Source organism: Mesobaculum littorinae, from assembly GCF_004011175.1.
Classification (GTDB): domain Bacteria; phylum Pseudomonadota; class Alphaproteobacteria; order Rhodobacterales; family Rhodobacteraceae; genus Tranquillimonas; species Tranquillimonas littorinae.
Genome location: NZ_RQXX01000001.1, coordinates 583,985 through 603,886, shown reverse-complemented (window position 1 = coordinate 603,886; position 19,902 = coordinate 583,985). Strand labels below are relative to the sequence as shown.

The window sequence follows — 19,902 nt, the reverse complement described above, 5'->3', positions numbered from 1 at the left end:
GGCCGCGGAGCGCGCGCGGCTCAGCCGTCGCGTTCGAAGACCAGTCCCATGGAATCGCGCATCACGATGGGTCCGCTGATGTAGTCCTCACCGATATTGGGCGTCCTTAGGCGGCAGCGCCAGCCGGCCCCCTCCAGCCCCTGGATGGGCAGGCGCAACGGATCGAAGTCGCTGGTATCGCCACCCTCCATGTGCGTGATGGTATAGACCTGCTTGCCGTCCGGCCCCTTGCGGTAACAGGTGAACAGCACCCGGCCATCCACGGGACGTACGTAGTCAAAGTGATCTTCCGGCCCCAGATTGCGCCGCAGCCAAGGGTTTTCACGCCGGAATTCGCGCAGGCGATGCATGTAGCCCGTCTGCCGCGGATCGAGCATCGAGACCGAGTTCGACACGTTACAGTATTCGTGCATGTCGTCCATCCACGCCCGCGCGATACGCTTGAGCGCGCCGACCGTCATCGTGCCGGGACCCGCAAGCGGAGGCTCAACCCCGTTCAGCAGCTTGGCGATATGGTCAAGGTCGTAGTCGGTCACGTCGACCAGGGCCGGCAGGAATTCGAAGAACCGCGCCAGATCCTCGCGCGTCTCGAAGCCAAGCTCCTTCAACCTCCGGAAATTGCCCGGGACCGAGTAGGAGTATTCGTCGACCTGCCACTTGAGGCTGATCGCCTCTTCGGCGACGACTTTCACGCCATACTTGTCGTCCTGGTTGCGGATGAAGCCCCAGTTCGACCGCGACGTCGCGTTGATGAAATCCATCGGCACGCCCGGGAACGCCGCGTAGGTCAGCATCGACACCGCCGGGTTGTCATAAGCCTTTTCAAGGATCTCCATCTTGGTGTCGCCAAGCCGCGTGTTGATGTTCAGCTTGGGGTTCACCTGCGTGCCACGGCGCAGCGTGTCGTGGTTTGCGGTGCCCGAGATCCAGTTCTCGCCCACTTCCAGCATCTCGCGGATGCGCCAGAACTTCGACAGCCAGAAGCCGTAGATGAACGGCGTGTTGTGCGCGAAGGTCAGCGGCCCCCACTGGAACACGTCGTCGTCGGTCTGGCCCTCGATCACCGCGCGGTAGTTCGACGACAGCTCCCAGTCCTCCTGGGGCCAGGGGCGTCCGTCCTCGAACACGAACCAGGGGCGGTAGCTGAGGCCGGCGACCTCCTGCACGATCGACGACATCTGCTGCAGGTACTCGTCGTCGTGCTTGAGCTCCTGGCTGGTATAGTCCCACCACTTGAAGTCCTGCGCGCCATCGACGCGCACGCCATCGGCGCCGAAATTGACCTTGCGCCGCTGCATTTCCAGAAGGATCGCCCGCACCGCGGGGTTCTTGTAGTCGAGGTTCTGCCCGTACATGTTCGGGCCCGCGAAAAAGTGCGAGTTCAGCGCGTCGAGGCCCTGGTTGTCGGCATGGCCGAACACCACGTCGAGGATCAGTCGCTTGGGCTTGTGCGGGAAGTTGTGCAGGACGCTGGCGAAATCGACCAGTTCGTCCGGGCGCCCGGACTCCAGCAGGACCGGGTTCACCGTCGCCATGCCCGAAATGACGATGTCATAGCCCCAGTTCGTCGTGTTGGGCCGCGTCAACGTCACCGACACCTGATCTTCGTCCTCGCCGGGACTTTCGGCCCAGAAGGACGGTCCCGTCTCGTAGACCGTCGTGGGTTCCACGGGCAAAAGCTGCACTGCATCATAGCCCAGAAAGATCTCGTCCAGCGGATCGGGCGGCAGCCCGGCCTCAAGCCGTTCGGACAGGCGGGCGTACTGGCGCGTCAGGCTGGCCAGCGTGCCGCCCGCCGTGGCGGTGGGCACGTGGATCTGAAGGATGTTCGTGGGCGGCTCGAACTTGTAAGGCGTCTCCGAACCGGTCTGGAACCCGGCGAAATACGCGCTGTCGCCCCGATGCATCTGCATCGCCTCGATGTCGTATAGCTCGGCCGGGGCGAAGGCGCCGAAAGGCAGCGACGCGGCCAGCGGGTCCAGCACGCGGTGCCAGACGTTGTCGCCGTCACGCCAGACCAGGGCGTAGAAATCGCCACCCCGGTCGCGCTGCCCGGCCCGCATGCCGCGCGCGGCGGCGAAGGCATGCGATTCATACCGCGCCACCGGCAGGTAGATCCGTTCGAACCGGACCTCCTGGTTCGAGCGGGTCAGGTCCAGCGGATCGATCGGCGCCATCACCTCGAGAAACACGTCACCGTCGGGAATGCGGTGATCCAGCAACTCCGGCGTCCAGAAACCAAAGGTCGCCACGTCGCCATCGACCTGTCCGCCCAAAAACCGGCCGATCTGGCTATGCGCGGCAAAGGCGCTTTCGGCCGTGGTCAGAATCTGCCTGCACCGGTCGGCCAGACCGTCGGCGATGTCCTTGTCGGCGATCACGCGCGTCTTCAGCGTCATGAAGTATCCTTTGCATCTGTCGTCGAAAGGGGCGGCCCCTGAAGGCGCCGCCCCGCCCCGCGGGGGGGGCCGTCTTTAATGGGTCAGCTACGTACGTCCGGGCCGGTGCGCCCGGTGCGGGCATGCAGTCCGGCAACCTCGTCGGCGGCGGCGATCATCGGGGCCAGAGCCTCTTGCGGATCCTCCCCAAACCGCGCGGGATCATCCGTCGCATCCTCGATGTAGACGCGGATCGTCGCCCCGGCGGTGCCGGTGCCGGACAGGCGGAACACGATCCGTCCGCCGTCCTCGAAAAGGATGCGGATCCCCTGCCCCGCCGCGTGCGAGCCGTCCACCGGATCGTCGTAGGCGAATTCGTCGGCCCCGATAACCGTCCGCCCGGCAAAGCTCTGCCCCGGCAGATCGTCGAACCGCGCGCGCAGCCCGTCCATCAGGTCGCTGGCCACGTCGCTTTCGACCGCCTCGTAATCGTGGCGGGTGTAGAAGATCCGGCCGAACTCGGCCCAGTGATCCTGCATGATCTCGCGCACCGACCTGCCCGTCTTGGCAAGGATGTTGAGCCACAGGAGGACGGCCCAGAGCCCGTCTTTCTCGCGCACGTGGTCCGATGAGGTGCCAAAGCTTTCCTCACCACAGATCGTGGCCCGCCCGGCGTCCAGCAGATTGCCGAAGAACTTCCAGCCCGTCGGCGTCTCGTAGCAGTCGAGCCCCATCTTTTTGGCCACGCGGTCCAGCGCGCCCGAGGTCGGCATCGACCGCGCCACGCCCTTCAGCCCGCCGCTGTAGGCGGGGGCGACGTGAGCATTGGCGGCAAGCACCGCAAGACTGTCTGAGGGCGACACGTAGGTCCCGCGACCGAGGATCATGTTGCGGTCGCCGTCGCCGTCCGAGGCGGCGCCGAAATCGGGCCCGCCCTCGTCCATCAGCGTGTTGAAAAGAGCCTTGGCCCAGTGCGGGTTGGGGTCGGGGTGGCCGCCGCCGAAATCGGCCTTGGGCTCGCCGTTCATCACGGTGCCGGCCGGGGCGCCCAGGATATCTTCGAAGATCGCCTTGGCATAAGGCCCCGTCACGGCATGCATGGCGTCGAAGCGCATGGTGAAGCCACCGTCGAAAAGTTTTCGGATGGCGTCGAAGTCGAACAGGTTCTCCATCAGCAGCGCATAATCGGCCACGGGATCGACAACCTCGACCTCCATGTCGGCCAGGTGCGTTTCACCGAGCCGGTTCAGGTCCAGGTCCTGCGTTTCGAGGATCTCGTAGGCCTCGATCGTCTTCGTCGCCTCATAGATCCGGGTCGTCACCTCTTCGGGCGCGGGGCCGCCGTTGGGGGTGTTGAACTTGATGCCGAAATCCTCGTCCGGGCCGCCGGGGTTGTGGCTGGCCGACATGATGATGCCGCCATCGGTACCGCGCGTGCGGATCAGGTGCGAGGCGGCAGGCGTCGACAGCAGCGCGTTCTGCCCCACGATCACCTTTGCCACGCCCGAGGCCGCGGCCATGCGCAGGATCACCTGCGCGGCACGTTCGTTGAAATACCGCCCGTCGCCGCCCAGGACCAGCGTCTTGCCGCGGGCGCCGCCGATCCCCTCCCAGATCGCCTGCACGAAGTTCTCGAGATAGTGCTGCCCCATGAAGACCTCGGTCTTCTTGCGCAGGCCGCTGGTGCCGGGCTTCTGGCCCTCGATCGGCGCGGTCTTGACTGTCAGGCGTTCCATAAGTCCTGTCCTATTATCTTTCTTCGGCTGCCATGACCTCGGCAGTCTCTTTCAGGCCCGGCACCTGTCCCAGATCCGCCGCCGCCACGGGCAGCCTGCGCCGCCAGTTGGGGTGATCGTAGACCGTACCGGGCAGATTGGCCTGTTCTTCCAGCCCAAGGATATCCTCGATCTGAACGGCGACAAGGCGTGACGGGGTTGCCGCGAGGAAAGCGTGCAGATCCCGCGCCGAGGTGCCGCCGATAAGGCGTTCGAGGGACGCGCGCTCGACCTCGCGCAGGCGGCGCTGTTCGTCGGCCGCCTCCGGACCGTGCGAGCCCAGCTTTTCCCGCCAGTCGATATCGCGCCCGGCGCGCCACCCCTCCCACGTCGGCAGGTCGTGGGTGGAAAACGACGTCAGCGCGCCGGTGTCATAGGCGCGGGCGGGCAGAAAGGCGCCCTCGCCCGCGTCCCAGTCCTGTTCGAACATCGCGACCCGGCAGCCCAGCACGCCCGACGCATCGAGGTCGGCACGCAGGCCTTCGGGGATATTGCCCAGGTCTTCGCCGATCACCACGGCCCCCGCGCGCGCCGCCTCGATCCTTGCGACGGCCAGCAGCGCGGCCTTGGGCATGGAGACGTAGCCCCCGGGGGTCTTGCCGTCCTCGGGCACCCAGTAGGCCCGTTCGAAGCCCAGGATATGGTCGATGCGCAGGACGTTGGCATAGCGCAGCCCGGCCCGCAGGATCGCGGCCAGCGGGCGGAACCCCTGTTGCGCCAGCGTGGCGGGCTGCATCGGCGCTAGCGCCCAGGTTTGGCCGTCCGGCGAAAACCCGTCGGGCGGCGACCCCAGCGAAACGCCACGCGCGAAAAGCTCGGGGTTGGCCCAGGTCTCGGCGCCGCCGGGATGGGTGCCGACGGCAAGATCGAGGTAAAGCCCAAGCGACATCCCCGCCTCGGCCGCGGCGCGTCGAACATCGGCCAACTGCCCTTCGGCCAGCCACTGCAACCAGGAGTGGTAGGCAATACGGTGGCCGTTGCGTTCGGCAAAGCTCGCCACCTCGGGGTGGGTCGGGTCGCGATAGGCCGCGGGCCAGTGGGTCCAGACCGGCCCGAACTCTTCGCTCAGCGCCTGGTGCAGGGCGAAACGGCGAAGCGAGGCACCCTCGGCCTCGCGCCAGGCCTCGAAATCGGGATCGGGCGCCATATCGGACCAAAGCCGCTCCAACGCGGCGTTCTGCGCGGGAACGACGGTGTCGTAGTCAATCAGGTCGTCGCCGGTTGTCTCGGCCCCGGCGGCGATATGCAGGGTCGAGAACCGGCGGCGGCTGGAGGGGGAATAGGGGCTGAAGGCGCGGGGATCTTGCGGGAATCCTGCGTGGATCGGGTTCACCCCGGCGAAATCCGCGCCCCCGGCGCCCAGGGAACCCACCGCGGCGGCGAGATCGTGGTAGGTGCCCACGCCCCCCTGAGCGGCGGTGCGCAGCCCGTAGAGCGGGAGGGTGACGCCCCAGCCGCGCGCGGGCTGCGGCAGCGTCTCGGGCGCGGTCAGCAACCAGCAGAACACGTCCTCGACCCACAGGCGGTGGATGCCCAGCGGAAGGCGGCCCAGCTGCGGCCCCTGCCCGCGCCGCTTGGCCCCGTCCTCAAAGTCGAGGTGCCATTCGACACCTTCCGCGATGCCGTCCAGCGTGACCTCGCTGTCGCAGGCGATCACCTGCCACAGCGGCAGCGGGCGCGCAGTCTCTTCGGCCTGCAGCGCGTCGAGCGCACTCTCGGCCGCGTCGGGGTCGGTGCCCATCGCGCGCAGCAGTGCGGCGTAGGTTTGCTCCGAGGTTTCCCGGGTTTCCTGCGCCTGGTCGAGGTAATCCGGCAGGATGCCCAGCTTCTGCCCCAGGGTTGCGATGGCGGTGGTCATGCGGATGCTTGCCTTTCCAGAACGAAGACGGCGACCGCGTCGTCGGGGACGATCACCGTGGCGCCTTCGATCGGCGTCACGTCGCGGTCGGGGTCGGCGGTGTCGATATGCCACGCCCAGTAACGTCCGGCGGACGCCTCGGGCACGGTGATGATCTGCTCGGGCCCGGTGTTGAAGACGGCGAATACCGCCATCTCGGAGGTCCCGTAATCGGGCGAATCCGACGCGGTGCGCAATTCGCAGCACAGGCAGGCCAGCGACGGATCCTCCCAGTCGGATTGCCGCATCGTGGCGCCGTCGGCCTTGCGCCAGAACAGGTCCTCCTTGCCGTCCAGCGCCCGCTCGCGCGCGTGCAGGAACAGCTTCTGACTGAGGATAGGGTTGGCCTTGCGGAATGCGATCATCGTGCGCGTGAACTCAAGAAACTCGGGGTCCGCGGCGCTCCAGTCGATCCAGGACACCTCGTTGTCCTGGCAATAGGCATTGTTGTTGCCGGACTGGGAATGCCCCATCTCGTCGCCGGCAAGGATCATCGGCGTCCCCTGGCTCAGCAGCAGCGACGCCATCATGTTGCGCTTGCGGCGGACGCGCGCGGCCTGGATCGCCTTGTCGCGCGTCGGTCCCTCGACGCCCAGGTTGTGCGAGAAATTCTCGCCGTGGCCGTCCTTGCCCTGCTCGCCATTCGCGTCGTTGTGCTTTTCGTTGTAGGACACCACGTCCTCGAGCGTGAAGCCGTCATGCGCCGTCAGAAGGTTCACGGACGAGGTCGCGGGTCGCCCGGAATGGTCGAACTGCACAGCGGAGCCCGTCAACCGGTCGGCCAGCGCCGGCACGGTCCCCGGATCGCCGCGCCAGAACCGGCGCAGCGTATCGCGATACTTGTCGTTCCACTCCATGAAGGGCGGCGGGAAGGCGCCCAGCTGGTAGCCCCCCGGCCCGATATCCCACGGCTCTGCGATCAGCTTGACCTGGGTCAGGACCGGATCCTGCCGCACCGCGTCGAAGAACGAGGCCCCCCGGTCGAACCCGCCGCTGCCGACCCGCCCCAGCGTCGAACACAGATCGAAGCGGAACCCGTCGACATGCATCACCTCGACCCAGTAGCGCAGCGAATCCATGATCATCCGCAGCACCATCGGATGGTCGACGTTCAGCGTGTTGCCCGTTCCGGTGTCGTTGACGTAGTAGCGCGCGTCCTGGGACAGCCGGTAGTAGCTCTTGTTGTCGAGCCCGCGAAAGCTGAGCGTCGGGCCCAGTTCGCTGCCCTCGCCGGTGTGGTTATAGACCACGTCCATCAACACCTCGATCCCGGCAGAGTGGAAGCGCGCCACCATCTGCTGGAACTCGGCGATCTGCGCACGGTCGAGGTAGCGCGGCTCGGGCGCGAAAAAGCCGATGGTCTGATACCCCCAGTAGTTCGTCAGCCCCTTCTCGACCAGGAACCGGTCGTTCAGGAAAGCCTGCGAGGGCAGAAGCTCGACCGCGGTGATGCCGAGATCGGTCAGGTATTCCAGCATCGGGTCCGACGACAGCCCCAGAAAGGTGCCCGGTTCGGCGACGTCCGGGTGGCGCATCGTCAGCCCCTTGACGTGCGCCTCGTAGATCAGGCTGTCCTTATGGGGCCTGCGCGGATGCAGGTCGTCGCCCCACGAAAACGTCGGATCTTCGACCGCGCAGCGCGGCATGAAGGGCGCGCTGTCGCGGGTGTCGAAGGTCAGGTCGCCCCCCCGCTCGCCCACGCGGTACCCCATCAGGGCGTCGTGCCACACGGGGTGACCGGTCAGCCGCTTGGCATAAGGATCCAGCAACAGCTTGTTGGGATTGAACCTGTGCCCCTCGTCGGGCCGGTAAGGCCCGTGCGCGCGGTATCCGTAAAGCGTGCCGGGGCGCAGGCCCGAGACGTAGCCGTGCCAGACGTCGCCGTCGCGTTCGGGCAGGTCCAGCCGCGCGACCTCGGTCTCGCCGTCCTTGGAGAACAGGCAAAGCGTCACCCGGCTCGCGTTTTCCGAAAACACGGCAAAGTTCACCCCGTCTCCGTCGAAGGTCGCGCCCAGGGGGGCGGCGCGGCCGGCAGTCATCCGGTATCTGGCTGTCATCTGCGGGTCGTCATGCTTTCGTAAAGGTCGGCGTACTGGCGGGCGGAGCTTTCCCAGCCGACGGGGTGGCGCATCGCGTTGCGCTGGACCCGGCGCCACTGGGCGGCGTCGGCATGCAAGTCGATCAGGCGGTCCAGCGCACCCGACAGGGCCAGCGCATTCACCGGGGCGAACTGGATCCCGGTGGCGACGCCGGCCTTCTGCGCGGCATCATTGGCGTCGATGACGGTATCGGCCAGCCCGCCGGTCAGCGCCACGACCGGGATCGCGCCGTAGCGCAGGCCATAAAGCTGGGTCAGGCCACAAGGCTCGAACCGGGACGGCACGAGGATCGCGTCGCCCCCGGCAATCATCCGGTGGGACATCGCCTCGTCATACCCGATGCACACGCCGACGCCGCGATAGCGCGCGGCCGCCTGGCGCCACGCCTCCTCCAGAGCAGCGTCGCCGGTGCCCAGAAGCGCCAGCCGACCGCCACGGTCGAGGAAGTGCGGAAGGGCCTCAAGCAGAAGATCGAGCCCCTTCTGCTGTGTCAGGCGCGACACGACGACGGCCAGCGGCCCATCGCCTGGCTCCAGCCCGAACTCGGCCAGCAGGGCGTCGCGGTTGCGCAGCTTGCCCTGCGGCGTTTTAAACCGCCCGGCAATGTCGCGGTCGCGGGCCGGATCCCAAAGATCGGTATCGATGCCGTTCAGGATGCCGCAGAACGCCTTGCGACGGGCGCGCAGGACGCCCTCCATCCCCATGCCGAATTCGGACGTCATCAGTTCCAGCGCATATGTCGGGCTGACGGTGGTCACGCGGTCGGCATAGACCAGCCCCGCCTTCAGCGACGAGACCTGCCCCCAGAACTCGGCCCCCTCGGAATGCCAGGCCCAGTCGGGGATGCGCAGATCCCCTCGCCGCTCGCCGGGCGAGCAGCCGTTGAACGCGATGTTGTGCACCGTCAGGACCGAGGCGACGCGGTCCCCCGCCCCCATCGCGCGCAGGTAAAGCGGCGCGAGGCCGGCCTGCCAGTCGTGGCAATGCAGGATGTCGGGCTGCCAGCCCTCGGCGCCCTCGGCCCCGATGCGCGCCGCGATCCATGACAGCGCTGCAAAGCGGTCGGCATTATCGGCCCAGTCGCTGCGGTCGGGCGCGAGATAGATGGTCCCGTCGCGATCATAGAGGTGCGGCGCCTCGAGAACCAGCAACCGCAGGTCCCCGGCCTTGGCGGGCCGCACCCGCGCGGGCCCGCCGAACAGGTCGGCCTCTTCCATCAGCGGCGGCCCGGGATCGCAGGCGGAGAGGATCTGCGGATAGCCCGGAACGAGCGTGCGCATCTCCACATCCACGGCTTCGAGCGCGTGGGGCAAGGCCCCCGTCACGTCGGCCAGACCGCCGGTCTTGACCAGCGGAGCGATCTCGGATGCCACCGACAGAACGCGGATCATTGCGCGGCGCTCCTCCGGTCCAGCATGTCCTGCGTGATCAGCGTGACGCCCGTGTCCGAGACCCGGAACCACTTGGCGTCCTCTTCGGGATCCTCGCCGACGATCAGCCCCTCGGGGATGCAGACCCCGTGATCGACCACGCACTTCGTCAGGCGTGCGTGGCGCGAGATATAGGCCTGCGGCAGCACGACGGAGTGGTCCAGCACCGAGTAGGAATTGGTATGCACGAGCGTGAAGAGAAGCGAGTTGCGCACCTCAGTGCCCGAGATGATGCACCCCCCCGCGACCAGCGAGGACACCGCGGTGCCCCGCCGCTTGTCCTCGTCATGGATGAACTTGGCGGGCGGCACGCTTTCGGAATAGGTCCAGATCGGCCAGTCCTTGTGCCACAGGTCCAGATCGGGGTTGAAGTTCGTCAGGTCGATGTTCGCCTTCCAGTAGGCATCGACCGTGCCGACATCGCGCCAGTAGGCGGGCGCCTCGCCCGAGTGGCGCACGCAGCTGTTTTCGAAACGGTGCGCCATTGCCTTTCCGTTCTTCACGATGTCGGGGATGATGTCGCCGCCGAAATCATGCTTGCTGTCGGGATTGTCGGCATCCGCGATCAGCAGTTCGCGCAGGAACGACCACTTGAAGACGTAGATCCCCATCGAGGCCAGCGTGACGTCCGGGTCATCCGGCGTGCCCGGCGGGTCGGACGGCTTTTCAAGAAAGCTGGTGATGCGGTCCTGCGCGTCGATCGCCATCACGCCGAAGGCCGAGGCCTCTTGCCGCGGCACGGTCAGGCAGCCCACCGTCACGTCGGCGCCGCTGTCGACATGCTGCTGGATCATCACCTCGTAATCCATCTTGTAGATATGATCGCCGGCGAGGATCAGCACGTAATCGACGTCGTAACTGTCGACGATGTCGATGTTCTGCGTCACCGCATCGGCCGTGCCGCGGTACCACATATCCTCGGAAACCCGCTGCGAGGCGGGCAGGATGTCTAGGTACTCGTTCCGCTCGGCGCGGAAGAAGGACCAGCCGCGCTGGCAATGACGGATCAGGCTGTGTGCCTTGTACTGCGTCGCAATGGCCATCTTCTTGATGCCCGAGTTCAGGGCGTTCGACAGGGCAAAGTCGATGATCCGCGTCTTGCCGCCGAAATAGACGGCCGGCTTGGCCCGGCGGTCGGTCAGTTCCTTCAGCCGGCTGCCTCGCCCCCCTGCCAGCACGAAGGCCATGCTCTTGCGCGATAGTCTGTCGTTCGGTTGCACCATTGCGTTGTCCCTCCCAGTTTATTGCCCGCGATGTGATCATACGCGGGGGTGCCCCCTTCGCATCGCAGCCCCGCGACCCGAAGGGTATGGACCGGGGGCCCGGCCTGCGGGCCCCCGATCTTACTTCAGGACTCTCTGACGAAGATCAGCGTCGACAGCGGCGGAAGCGTCACGTCCGCGCCCGCGGGCTGGCCGTGATGGCCGGTCTCGTCCGCATCGATCCCGCCCATGTTGCCGCGGTCGCCACCGCCATAGATGCCCGCGTCGGTGTTCAGCACCTCGCGCCAGCGGCCGGGCTGCGGCATGCCGATGCGATAGCCTGTGCGTTCGAGCGGGGTGAAGTTGCAGACCACGACGATCTCGGGGTCGTCCGGTCCGCCGCGCCGGATCCAGGCATAGACAGAGGCATCGCTGTCGTTCGCGTCGATCCACTGGAACCCCGCCGGGTCGCAGTCCTTGACGTGCAGCGCGGGATACTGGCGGTAGAGCGTGTTGAGGTCGCGCACCAGCCGCTGCATCCCGGCATGCTCGGGCTTGTCCAGCGACGCCCAGTCCAGCTCGGCGTTGTGGTTCCACTCCTTTTCCTGCGCGAACTCCTGCCCCATGAACAGAAGCTTCTTGCCCGGGTGGCCCCACATGTAGCCGTAATAGGCCCGCATGTTGGCGAACTTCTCGGCCTGGTCGCCCGGCATCCGGGTCAGCACGGTGCCCTTGCCATGCACGACCTCGTCGTGGCTGATCGGCAGGATGAAGTTCTCGGAAAACGCGTAGTGTATGCCGAAGGTCATCTGGTGGTGATGATAGCGGCGATGGATCGGATCATGCTTCATGTAGTCGAGCGTGTCGTTCATCCAGCCCATGTTCCACTTGAACCCGAACCCCAGGCCGCCTGCATCGACGGGACGGGACACGCCGGGGAACGAGGTCGATTCCTCGGCCACGGTCATGATCCCCGGCATCGCGCCGTAGGTGATGGTGTTGGTGTTCTGTAGCATGGCGATGGCTTCGTAGTTCTCGCGTCCGCCATCCTTGTTCGGGACCCACTCGCCCTCTTTTCGCGAATAGTCGCGGTAGAGCATCGAGGCCACGGCATCCACGCGCAGCCCGTCGACGTGATATTCCTCAAGCCAGTAGAGCGCGTTGGACACGAGGAAATTGGCAACCTCGGTCCGGCCGTAGTTGTAGATCAGGGTGTTCCAGTCCTGATGGAAGCCCTCTCGCGGGTCGGCGTGCTCGTATAGATGCGTGCCGTCGAACTTGCCCAGGCCATGCGCGTCGGTCGGGAAATGGCCCGGAACCCAGTCCAGGATCAGGCCCATGCCCTTGTTATGCACGGCCTCGACCAGATCGCGAAATTCATGCGGGGGGCCATGGCGCACGGTCGGCGCAAAAAGACCGACCGGCTGGTAGCCCCAGGATCCGTCGAAGGGAAATTCGCTGATCGGCATCAGCTCGATATGGGTGAAGCCCATGTCGTGGGCGTAATCGACCAGCTCGGCGGCGGCCTCCTTGTAGGAGAGCGACCGCCCGCCTTCGGCCCAGCGGCGGCGCCACGAGCCCAGGTGCACCTCGTAAACCGAGATCGGCGCGGTGCGGGCATTGCGTCCCTGCCGCTCTTCCTCCATCCACTTCGCGTCGTCCCAGCCGTAACCGCGGATGTCGCGCACGACGCTGGCATTCTCGGGCGGATGCTGCGAGCCGAAGCCCACGGGGTCGGCCTTCAGCGGCTGAAGCTCGCCGTCGGGACCGACGATTTCGTACTTGTAGGGCTCACCCTCGCCCACGGCGGGCACGAAGATTTCCCACACGCCGGACATGCCGCGCTTGCGCATCGTGTGGCGGCGTCCGTCCCAGAAATTGAAGCCGCCGACGATGGACACCCGCTGGGCGTTCGGCGCCCAGACGGCGAAGTGGGTCCCAGACACGCCGTCGACCTCGGTCACATGGGCGCCCAGCACCTTCCAGATGCGCTGGTGGGTGCCCTCGCCAAGGTAGTACTCGTCCTGCTCGCCGATCACCGGGCCGAAGCGATAGGCATCCTCGTGCTCCCACGAAGCGCCCTCATCGTCCCAGGCGCGCAGGGTATAGGGCTTGTCCGCGGGGATCTTGCCGGTAAAGACGACCAGCCCCGCGCCTGCCCGCTCAAGCGGATGCTCCTTGCCATCGACCACCGCGGCAACCCGGGTCGCGCCCGGTTCCAGCGCGGTGACCCATGTGCTGCGGCCGGCCGTGTGCGGGCCGAGGACAGAGAACGGATCGGCATGCCGGCCGGCATCAAGGCGGCGGGCATCGTCATCCGAAAGCGGGCGGGGGGTCTGCTTGGTCTCAGTCATGGGCGGGAACCTATATCGATGCGACGATCTCTCAACCGCCGTGTCCCCGCCCCCGTTCCCGGAACTTAGGTGTGAACCGCGTCGGCCTTCCAGATATCCGCCATGTAACCCCGGATCGTGCGGTCAGACGAGAGCCAACCTGACCGTGCCGTGTTGAGCATCGCCATCCGCATCCACGCGTCTCGGTCGCGGAAGGCCGCGTCGACGTCGCGCTGTGCCCGCCAGTAATCGGTGAAATCCGAACAGACGAGGAAGTAGTCCGGCCCCGAAAGGTTATCGACGATGCTGGCAAAGGTGTCGCGGTCGCCGCCTGAAAAGGCGCCGGACCGGATCGCATCCAGCGCGCGGGCCAGTCGGGTGTCGGCGCCGATCGCCTGTGCGGCATGGTCCTCGATCATGCGCCGCTCGACCACCTCCTGCGCGGTCATCCCGAAGAGGAAGAAGTTCTCAGGCCCGACGAGATCGCGGATCTCGACGTTGGCGCCGTCCAGCGTGCCGACGGTCAGCGCCCCGTTCAGGGCGAATTTCATGTTCCCGGTGCCCGAGGCCTCTTTCCCGGCGGTCGAGATCTGCTCGGACAGATCGGTCGCGGGGATCAGCTGTTCGGCCAGGCTGACGTTGTAGTTCGGCGGATAGATGACCTTGAGGAACTTCGAGGTGACCGGATCGGAATTAAGCACCTTTGCCACGGAATTGATCAGATAGATGATCTCCTTGGCAAAGACGTAGCCCGGCGCGGCCTTGCCGCCGAAGATCTTAACCCGCGGCGTCCAGTCGGCATTGGGCTGGTCGTGAATCGCCTGCCACAGCGCGATCGCCTCGAGGATGTTGAGGTGCTGACGCTTGTATTCGTGGATTCGCTTGATCTGGACGTCGAACATCGCGTCCGGATCGACCGAGACGTCCTGCGTGTCGCGCAGCCAGTCCGACAGCCCGGCCTTGTTGGCCCGCTTGGCGGCGGCGTACTGGTCGCGGAACGCCTTGTCATCGACCATGGGCTCGATCCGCTCGAGCTGTTGCAGATCGTCGACCCAGCCCAGCCCGATCCGACCCGCCAGCAGGGTCGACAGCCGCGGGTTCGCCGAAAGAACCCAGCGGCGCGGGGTCACGCCGTTGGTTTCGTTGACGATACGCTCGGGGTGCAGGGCGTGCAGGTCCTTGAACACCGTCTGCTTCATCAGGTCGGTGTGCAGCGCCGAGACGCCGTTGACGCGGTTGGCCATGACGAAAGCCAGCTCGCCCATCTTCACGTCGCCGTTCTCGACCAGCGACACGGTGCGCGACGGGTAGGCCTGGTGATGCGCGTCGTCGATCCGCTCGATCAGCGCCATGTGGCGCGGCAGAAGCTCGCGCATCAGCCCCTCGGACCAGCGTTCGAGCGCTTCGGGTAGCAGCGTGTGGTTAGTATAGTTCAGCGTCGCCTGTGCCGTCTTGATGGCACAGTCCAGCGACATGCCGCGTTCGTCGTGCAGCAGGCGCACCAGCTCGGGCCCGGCGATCGCGGGGTGGGTGTCGTTCAGCTGGATCGCCGCCTTCTTGGGCAGTTGCTTGAGATCGTCGAATTCGCTGCCGAAGCGGCGCAGGATGTCGCGCAGCGAGGCCGCGGTGAAGAAGAACTCCTGCTTCAGGCGCAGGCGCTTGCCCTCGTCTGTGCTGTCGTCGGGATAGAGCACGCGGGTGATCGTGCGGGCCAGCGTCTCGGGCTCGGCCGCGGCGGCATATTCGCCGCGGTTGAACCGGGCGAGGTCGAAGATCGTGGTGGGCTTGGCCGACCACAGCCGCAGCGTGTTGGCCCAGTTGCCGCGCCAGCCGACGACCGGCGTGTCATAGGCGGCGGCGATCACCGTCTCGTCGGGGCGCCAGACGCAGTGGCCGCCGCGTTCGACCACGTCACCGCCGAAGCCCACGTCGAAGGACACGCCGCTGCGCTCGAACTCCCATGCGTGGTCCTGCTGCAACCAGTCCTCGGGCGACTCGATCTGCCGCCCGTCACGGAAGCTCTGCTTGAAAAGCCCGTGTTCGTAGCGGATGCCATAGCCCACGGCCGGGCAGCCGATGGTCGACAGAGATTCGAGGAAGCAGGCCGCAAGCCGCCCCAGCCCGCCATTGCCCAGCGCGGCATCGGGTTCGTCGGCCAGCACGTCCGACAGGCTGAGCCCCAGCTCGTGCATCGTGTCGGCCGCGACATCCAGCAGCCCGAGGTTGACCACCGCATCCTCCAGAAGCCGGCCGATCAGGAACTCCATCGACAGGTAGTAGACCCGCTTGTGCCCGCCCTCCTGCGTGGCCCTGGCCGAGGCGAACCAAGGGTCGACCATGCGGTCCCGCACGGCCAGCGACAGTGCGATGCGCCAGTCGGTGATGTCGGCGTTTTCGGGCGCCTTGCCCAAGGAATACGTCAGGTGACGCAGAAGAGAGTCGCGGAAAGCTGCGGCGGCAGGCATGGGCGAAGGACCTTTCGTGCTGGTGGTCCCCCGGGCGGTCGGCGTTGACCGCGCGGCGAGACCGGGCCGGAGGGTTGTCGCTGAGGTGGCGATCCGGAGCCTAACTTGTTCTGGTTAAAGAATAGAGCGTTCTTTTGAAGAGAAAGCGGCCGGACCTTCAAGTGTTAAGTCGTCATGACACGTCGTCACCGGGGATTTTCGCCAACACCGCGGGCGAATGCTCAACCTTGAGTGGCCCCGTCTCGCCCCGGGCCCACGCCCCCTGCCCGGCCCGTCCGCGCCTGCCCTGAGGACATCGCATCCCCCTCGTCATCTATCGGCTGGACCTTCGCACCGCCGCATCGGACAAGGGCAGAAGCACATGACGGAGACACGTAAATGATCTGGGCATTCATCGCGCTTCTGGCCGGCGGTATCCTCAAGGGTGCGACCGGCGCCGGGGCTCCGATCATCGCGGTGCCGGTGATCGCACTGCTTTACGATGTGCCCTTTGCCATCGTGATGTTTTCCTTCCCGAACCTTTTGTCGAACCTCTGGCAGGGCTGGCAGTACCGCGACCACCAGATGGGCGAGGGCTTCACATGGCGCTTCGCCGTGGCAGGCGCGATCGGGGCGGGGCTGGGCACGGTGATCCTGGCCAACGTGCCGTCGGACCTGCTGGTCGCGCTGGTCGCGATGTCGGTCTTCGTCTACATCGGCTTCCGCCTCGCGCGGCCCGACTGGTTCCTTCCGTTTTCGCTGGCGCGGCGGATCGTCTGGCCCGTGGGCACGCTCGCGGGGATGATGCAGGGTGCAGGCGGCGTGTCGGCGCCAGTCTCGATCACCTTCCTCAACGCGATGAAGCCCGAACGCGCCGCCTTTGTCGGCACCGTCTCGGTGTTCTTCGTCGCCATGGCGGCAATCCAGATCCCGCTTCTGGCGTGGTACGGGTTCCTCGACTGGCACCGGCTGGGGCTCAGCCTTCTGGCGCTTCTGCCGATCCTGGGCGGCATGCCGATCGGGGCGGCCCTGGCAAAGCGGCTGTCGAAACAGGTCTTCGACCGCCTGATCCTGACCCTTCTGGCCCTCGTCGCCCTGCGCCTTCTGATCGAAGTGACGCTCTAGCCCCCGACCGTCCCCGAACCTCGGCGCACCCGGGGCCGATGGGTTGACGGCGGGAGGACAAAAAGTGCTTGTTCAAAAGGACCGGTTTTTAGTCATTATCCGTCTCGGGGCGGTCGGGGGCCGATGCGGGACATGCCCCGATCCCCCGCAAGATCAATCGATAGGAGAGAGTTCGTGGCGGACCACACCACATACACCACGCCCCATCGCGGCGCGGGCCACTGGATCCTGATGGGGGTCGCCACCGTGCTGACGCTGATCGGCCTCGTGCTGCTGGCCGGGGGGATCTGGCTGATCACGCTTGGGGGCAGCTGGTACTACGCCATCGCGGGCATCGGACTGCTGCTGACGGCCTGGCCTCTCTTCCGGCACCTGACGCAGGGCGTGCTGGTCTACCTCGTCGTCTGGCTCGGCACGCTGATCTGGACCTACTGGGAGGTCGGAACCGACTGGTGGGCCTGGGTGCCCCGGATGGTCGCGCCGACCGTGATCCTTGTAATCCTGCTGCTTTGCCTTCCCATGCTCTCGCTTCGCCGGAGGACGTAATCCGATGACCCTGACCCGCACAACCCGCACCGGCCTTGGCGGTCTCCTGCTGACCACCTGCCTTGCCGCCGCCCTGCCCGCCCTGGCCCAGGACGCGCCCGCCGATCCCGACACCGGGGTCGAGGTGATCGAGCCCGAGGTGACCGTGGTTCCCCCCGGCAACGACGCCCAGGCGCAGACGGACACCCAGACCGGCTCGGACCCGCAGACCGACGCGGGCACGGATGCCGACGCCGAGTCCGATGCGGACACGACCTCCGACACTGGCGCCGAAGAGAGCCCGGCCGCCCCCGGATCCAATGCCGAGGATACCGCGCCCACCGAAGACACGGACCAGGCGGACGAGCCGACCCCCGCCGAAAACGCGCCCACTGCGACCTCGTCCGAGCCCGAGGCGGCAGCCGACACGGGTGATGAGCCGCAGCCCGCCGGCGCGGACGATTCCGCCCCGCCCCCGCCCCCTGCCGATGCCGACGCCCCCGCCAACGCGGACGCGGACGCGGACGCGGACGCGGATGATGGCGCAGAGGAAGGTGGCACGGAAGACGGCGGACCGGCCGCGGCAGCGACCGGAACGACATCGACGGCGCCCTCCACCGATATGGCCCCCGCTGACACGGCCACAGCTGACACGGAGGCCACAGACACGGCCCCCACAGACACGGCCCCCACAGAGACGGGACCTGCGGAGACGGCGCCCTCCGAAACCGCGCAGGCGGATTACGAGATCGGCGCCGACTGGCCCTATTGGGGCGGCGACGCGGATGCGACGCGCTATTCGCCGCTGTCGCAGATCACGCCCGAAAACGTGGGCCAGCTTGAACGGGCCTTCGTCTACAATACCGGCGACATGCCCAGTGCCGAGGCCGAGGGCAAATACGCCCCCGAAACCACGCCGCTGAAATATGGCGACGCACTGCTGATGTGTTCGGCCAAGAACGTGCTGATCTCGATCGACGCGGCCACCGGCGAAGAGAACTGGCGCTTCGATCCCGGCGTGCCGGACGAGGCGATCCCCTACTCGGCCTCCTGCCGGGGTGTCAGCCTCTGGACCGATCCCGACGCGGCTTCGAGCGACGCCTGCGCCACCCGGGTGATCGAGGGCACCATCGATGCCAAGCTTGTCGCCGTCGATGCCGAGACCGGCGCGCCCTGCGAAGGCTTCGGCGAAAACGGCACCGTTGACCTTTGGCAGGACATCGGCGAACGCGTGCCCGGCTGGTACGCCGTCACCGCGCCGCCTGCCATCGTCCGCGGCGTCGTCGTCACCGGCGCGCAGGTCAAGGACGGCCAGGCCGAGGATGCGCCCTCGGGCGTGGTGCGCGGCTACGACGCCCGCACCGGCGCGCTGACCTGGGCCTGGGACCTCGCCGCGCCCGAGGAAAACCGCGACGGCCCGCCCGAGGGCGAGGTCTATACCCGCGGCACGCCCAACATGTGGACCACCGCCGTGGCCGACGAAGAGCTGGGCTATGTCTACCTGCCCCTGGGCAACTCCTCGGTCGACTATTACGGCTCGAACCGGTCCGAGGCCGAGAACGAATGGGCGACCTCGCTCGTGGCGCTGGATGTCACGACGGGCGAACCCGCGTGGTCCTTCCAGACCGTGCGCCACGACGTCTGGGACTACGACCTGGGCAGCCAGGCAACGCTGGTGGATTTTCCGGTCGACGAAGGCACGCGGCCCGCGGTGATCCTGCCCTCGAAGCAGGGCGACATCTACATCCTCGACCGCGCAACCGGGGAAAGCCTGTTCCCGGCCGAGGATATCGAGGTGCCGACCGACAGCGGCGTCGAGCCCGAGTTCATGTCGCCCACCCAGCCGGTGTCGGGGTATCACACGCTGCGCTTCGATCCGCTGACCGAACGCGACATGTGGGGCATGTCGCCGATCGACCAGCTCTGGTGCCGCATCCAGTTCCGCCGCTCCGAATACCAGGGCTTTTACCAGCCGCCGACCTCGGACCGGCCGTGGATCCAGTATCCCGGCTATAACGGCGGCTCGGACTGGGGGTCGGTCGCCGTCGACACCGAGCGTGGCATCCTGATCGCGAACTACAACAACGTGCCCAACCACAACCGTCTGATCCCGCGGGAGGAGGCTGACGAACGCGGCCTGCGCCCGATCGACGAAACCCAAACGGCGTCCGGCGGCTCCAAGGCCGAAGGCGAGGGCGATCCGCAGGCCGGCGCGCCTTACGCGATCGACGTCAACGCGGGGTGGCGGTCGCCGCTTACCAACATGCCCTGCACCCAGCCGCCCTATGGCGGCATCCGGGCGATCGACCTGGAAACCGGCGAAACGCTCTGGGACCAGCCCATCGGCACCGCGCGGCGCAACGGGCCATGGGGCATCCCGTCCTACCTGCCCTTCCAGATCGGCACGCCGAACAACGGCGGGTCGGTCGTGACGGCGGGCGGCCTGGTCTTCATCGGCGCCGCGACGGACAACCTTTTCCGCGCAATCGACATCGAAACCGGCGAGGTTCTGTGGACCGACACCCTGCCCGCGGGCGGCCAGGCGAACCCCATCACCTACGAGGTCGATGGCAAGCAATACGTTCTGATCGCGCCGGGCGGGCACCACTTCATGGAGACGGGTGTCAGCGACGCCGTGATCTCCTACGCCCTGCCGGACTGAGGGGCTTCGGACTAGGAGCGCCTGGTCGGGTG

11 protein-coding genes are annotated in these 19,902 nt (G+C 66.8%); 3 read left to right on the top strand and 8 right to left on the bottom strand.

Going from position 1 to position 19,902, the window contains the following annotated elements; translation table 11 throughout:
• Positions 1-20 precede the first annotated feature (20 nt).
• The 8 genes from gghA to EKE94_RS02710 all read right to left on the bottom strand — a co-directional run bounded on the left by gghA (position 21) and on the right by EKE94_RS02710 (position 15,579).
• The gene (gene gghA, locus EKE94_RS02745; RefSeq protein WP_127905058.1) at positions 21-2,399 is read right to left on the bottom strand and encodes a glucosylglycerol hydrolase; all 2,379 of its coding nucleotides are present in this window, start codon (positions 2,397-2,399) and stop codon (positions 21-23) included.
• An 83-nt stretch (positions 2,400-2,482) separates the two neighbouring features.
• Positions 2,483-4,114, bottom strand: a complete 1,632-nt coding sequence (locus tag EKE94_RS02740) for an alpha-D-glucose phosphate-specific phosphoglucomutase (RefSeq protein ID WP_127905057.1) — start codon at positions 4,112-4,114, stop codon at positions 2,483-2,485.
• Between the two features lie 13 nt (positions 4,115-4,127).
• Positions 4,128-6,011 (bottom strand): 4-alpha-glucanotransferase, encoded by a 1,884-nt coding sequence (gene malQ, locus EKE94_RS02735; RefSeq protein WP_127905056.1) that lies wholly within the window; start codon positions 6,009-6,011, stop codon positions 4,128-4,130.
• Positions 6,008-8,107 carry a glycogen debranching protein GlgX gene (glgX, locus tag EKE94_RS02730; RefSeq protein WP_235855872.1) on the bottom strand — a complete coding sequence of 700 codons (2,100 nt, stop codon included), beginning with the start codon at positions 8,105-8,107 and terminating at the stop codon, positions 6,008-6,010. The genes malQ and glgX overlap by 4 nt, the downstream gene beginning before the upstream one ends.
• Complete coding sequence (glgA, locus tag EKE94_RS02725) at positions 8,104-9,540, bottom strand: glycogen synthase GlgA (RefSeq protein ID WP_127905055.1); 1,437 nt, start codon at positions 9,538-9,540, stop codon at positions 8,104-8,106. Before glgA ends, glgX begins: the two co-directional genes overlap by 4 nt.
• On the bottom strand, positions 9,537-10,802 hold the full coding sequence (glgC, locus tag EKE94_RS02720) for a glucose-1-phosphate adenylyltransferase (RefSeq protein WP_127905054.1): 1,266 nt from the start codon (positions 10,800-10,802) through the stop codon (positions 9,537-9,539). The genes glgA and glgC overlap by 4 nt, the downstream gene beginning before the upstream one ends.
• 125 nt (positions 10,803-10,927) lie before the next feature.
• On the bottom strand, positions 10,928-13,135 hold the full coding sequence (glgB, locus tag EKE94_RS02715; protein ID WP_127905053.1) for a 1,4-alpha-glucan branching protein GlgB: 2,208 nt from the start codon (positions 13,133-13,135) through the stop codon (positions 10,928-10,930).
• Between the two features lie 65 nt (positions 13,136-13,200).
• Complete coding sequence (locus EKE94_RS02710; RefSeq protein ID WP_127905052.1) at positions 13,201-15,579, bottom strand: glycogen/starch/alpha-glucan phosphorylase; 2,379 nt, start codon at positions 15,577-15,579, stop codon at positions 13,201-13,203.
• A gap of 378 nt (positions 15,580-15,957) precedes the next feature.
• Here EKE94_RS02710 and EKE94_RS02705 point away from each other — a divergent pair, with 378 nt between their 5' ends.
• The 3 genes from EKE94_RS02705 to EKE94_RS02695 all read left to right on the top strand — a co-directional run bounded on the left by EKE94_RS02705 (position 15,958) and on the right by EKE94_RS02695 (position 19,870).
• Positions 15,958-16,683 (top strand): sulfite exporter TauE/SafE family protein, encoded by a 726-nt coding sequence (locus EKE94_RS02705; protein WP_127905051.1) that lies wholly within the window; start codon positions 15,958-15,960, stop codon positions 16,681-16,683.
• Between the two features lie 174 nt (positions 16,684-16,857).
• Positions 16,858-17,229 (top strand): glucose dehydrogenase, encoded by a 372-nt coding sequence (locus EKE94_RS02700; protein WP_235855871.1) that lies wholly within the window; start codon positions 16,858-16,860, stop codon positions 17,227-17,229.
• Positions 17,230-17,233: 4 nt separating this feature from the next.
• Positions 17,234-19,870 (top strand): pyrroloquinoline quinone-dependent dehydrogenase, encoded by a 2,637-nt coding sequence (locus EKE94_RS02695; protein ID WP_127905050.1) that lies wholly within the window; start codon positions 17,234-17,236, stop codon positions 19,868-19,870.
• The last annotated feature ends 32 nt before the right edge of the window (positions 19,871-19,902 follow it).

Coding starts and splice junctions, on each gene's coding strand:
- gghA (WP_127905058.1), bottom strand. CDS start 2,399: ATGACGCTGAAGACGCGCGTGATCGCCGACAAGGACATCGCCGACGGT.
- EKE94_RS02740 (WP_127905057.1), bottom strand. CDS start 4,114: ATGGAACGCCTGACAGTCAAGACCGCGCCGATCGAGGGCCAGAAGCCC.
- malQ (WP_127905056.1), bottom strand. CDS start 6,011: ATGACCACCGCCATCGCAACCCTGGGGCAGAAGCTGGGCATCCTGCCG.
- glgX (WP_235855872.1), bottom strand. CDS start 8,107: ATGACAGCCAGATACCGGATGACTGCCGGCCGCGCCGCCCCCCTGGGC.
- glgA (WP_127905055.1), bottom strand. CDS start 9,540: ATGATCCGCGTTCTGTCGGTGGCATCCGAGATCGCTCCGCTGGTCAAG.
- glgC (WP_127905054.1), bottom strand. CDS start 10,802: ATGGTGCAACCGAACGACAGACTATCGCGCAAGAGCATGGCCTTCGTG.
- glgB (WP_127905053.1), bottom strand. CDS start 13,135: ATGACTGAGACCAAGCAGACCCCCCGCCCGCTTTCGGATGACGATGCC.
- EKE94_RS02710 (WP_127905052.1), bottom strand. CDS start 15,579: ATGCCTGCCGCCGCAGCTTTCCGCGACTCTCTTCTGCGTCACCTGACG.
- EKE94_RS02705 (WP_127905051.1), top strand. CDS start 15,958: ATGATCTGGGCATTCATCGCGCTTCTGGCCGGCGGTATCCTCAAGGGT.
- EKE94_RS02695 (WP_127905050.1), top strand. CDS start 17,234: ATGACCCTGACCCGCACAACCCGCACCGGCCTTGGCGGTCTCCTGCTG.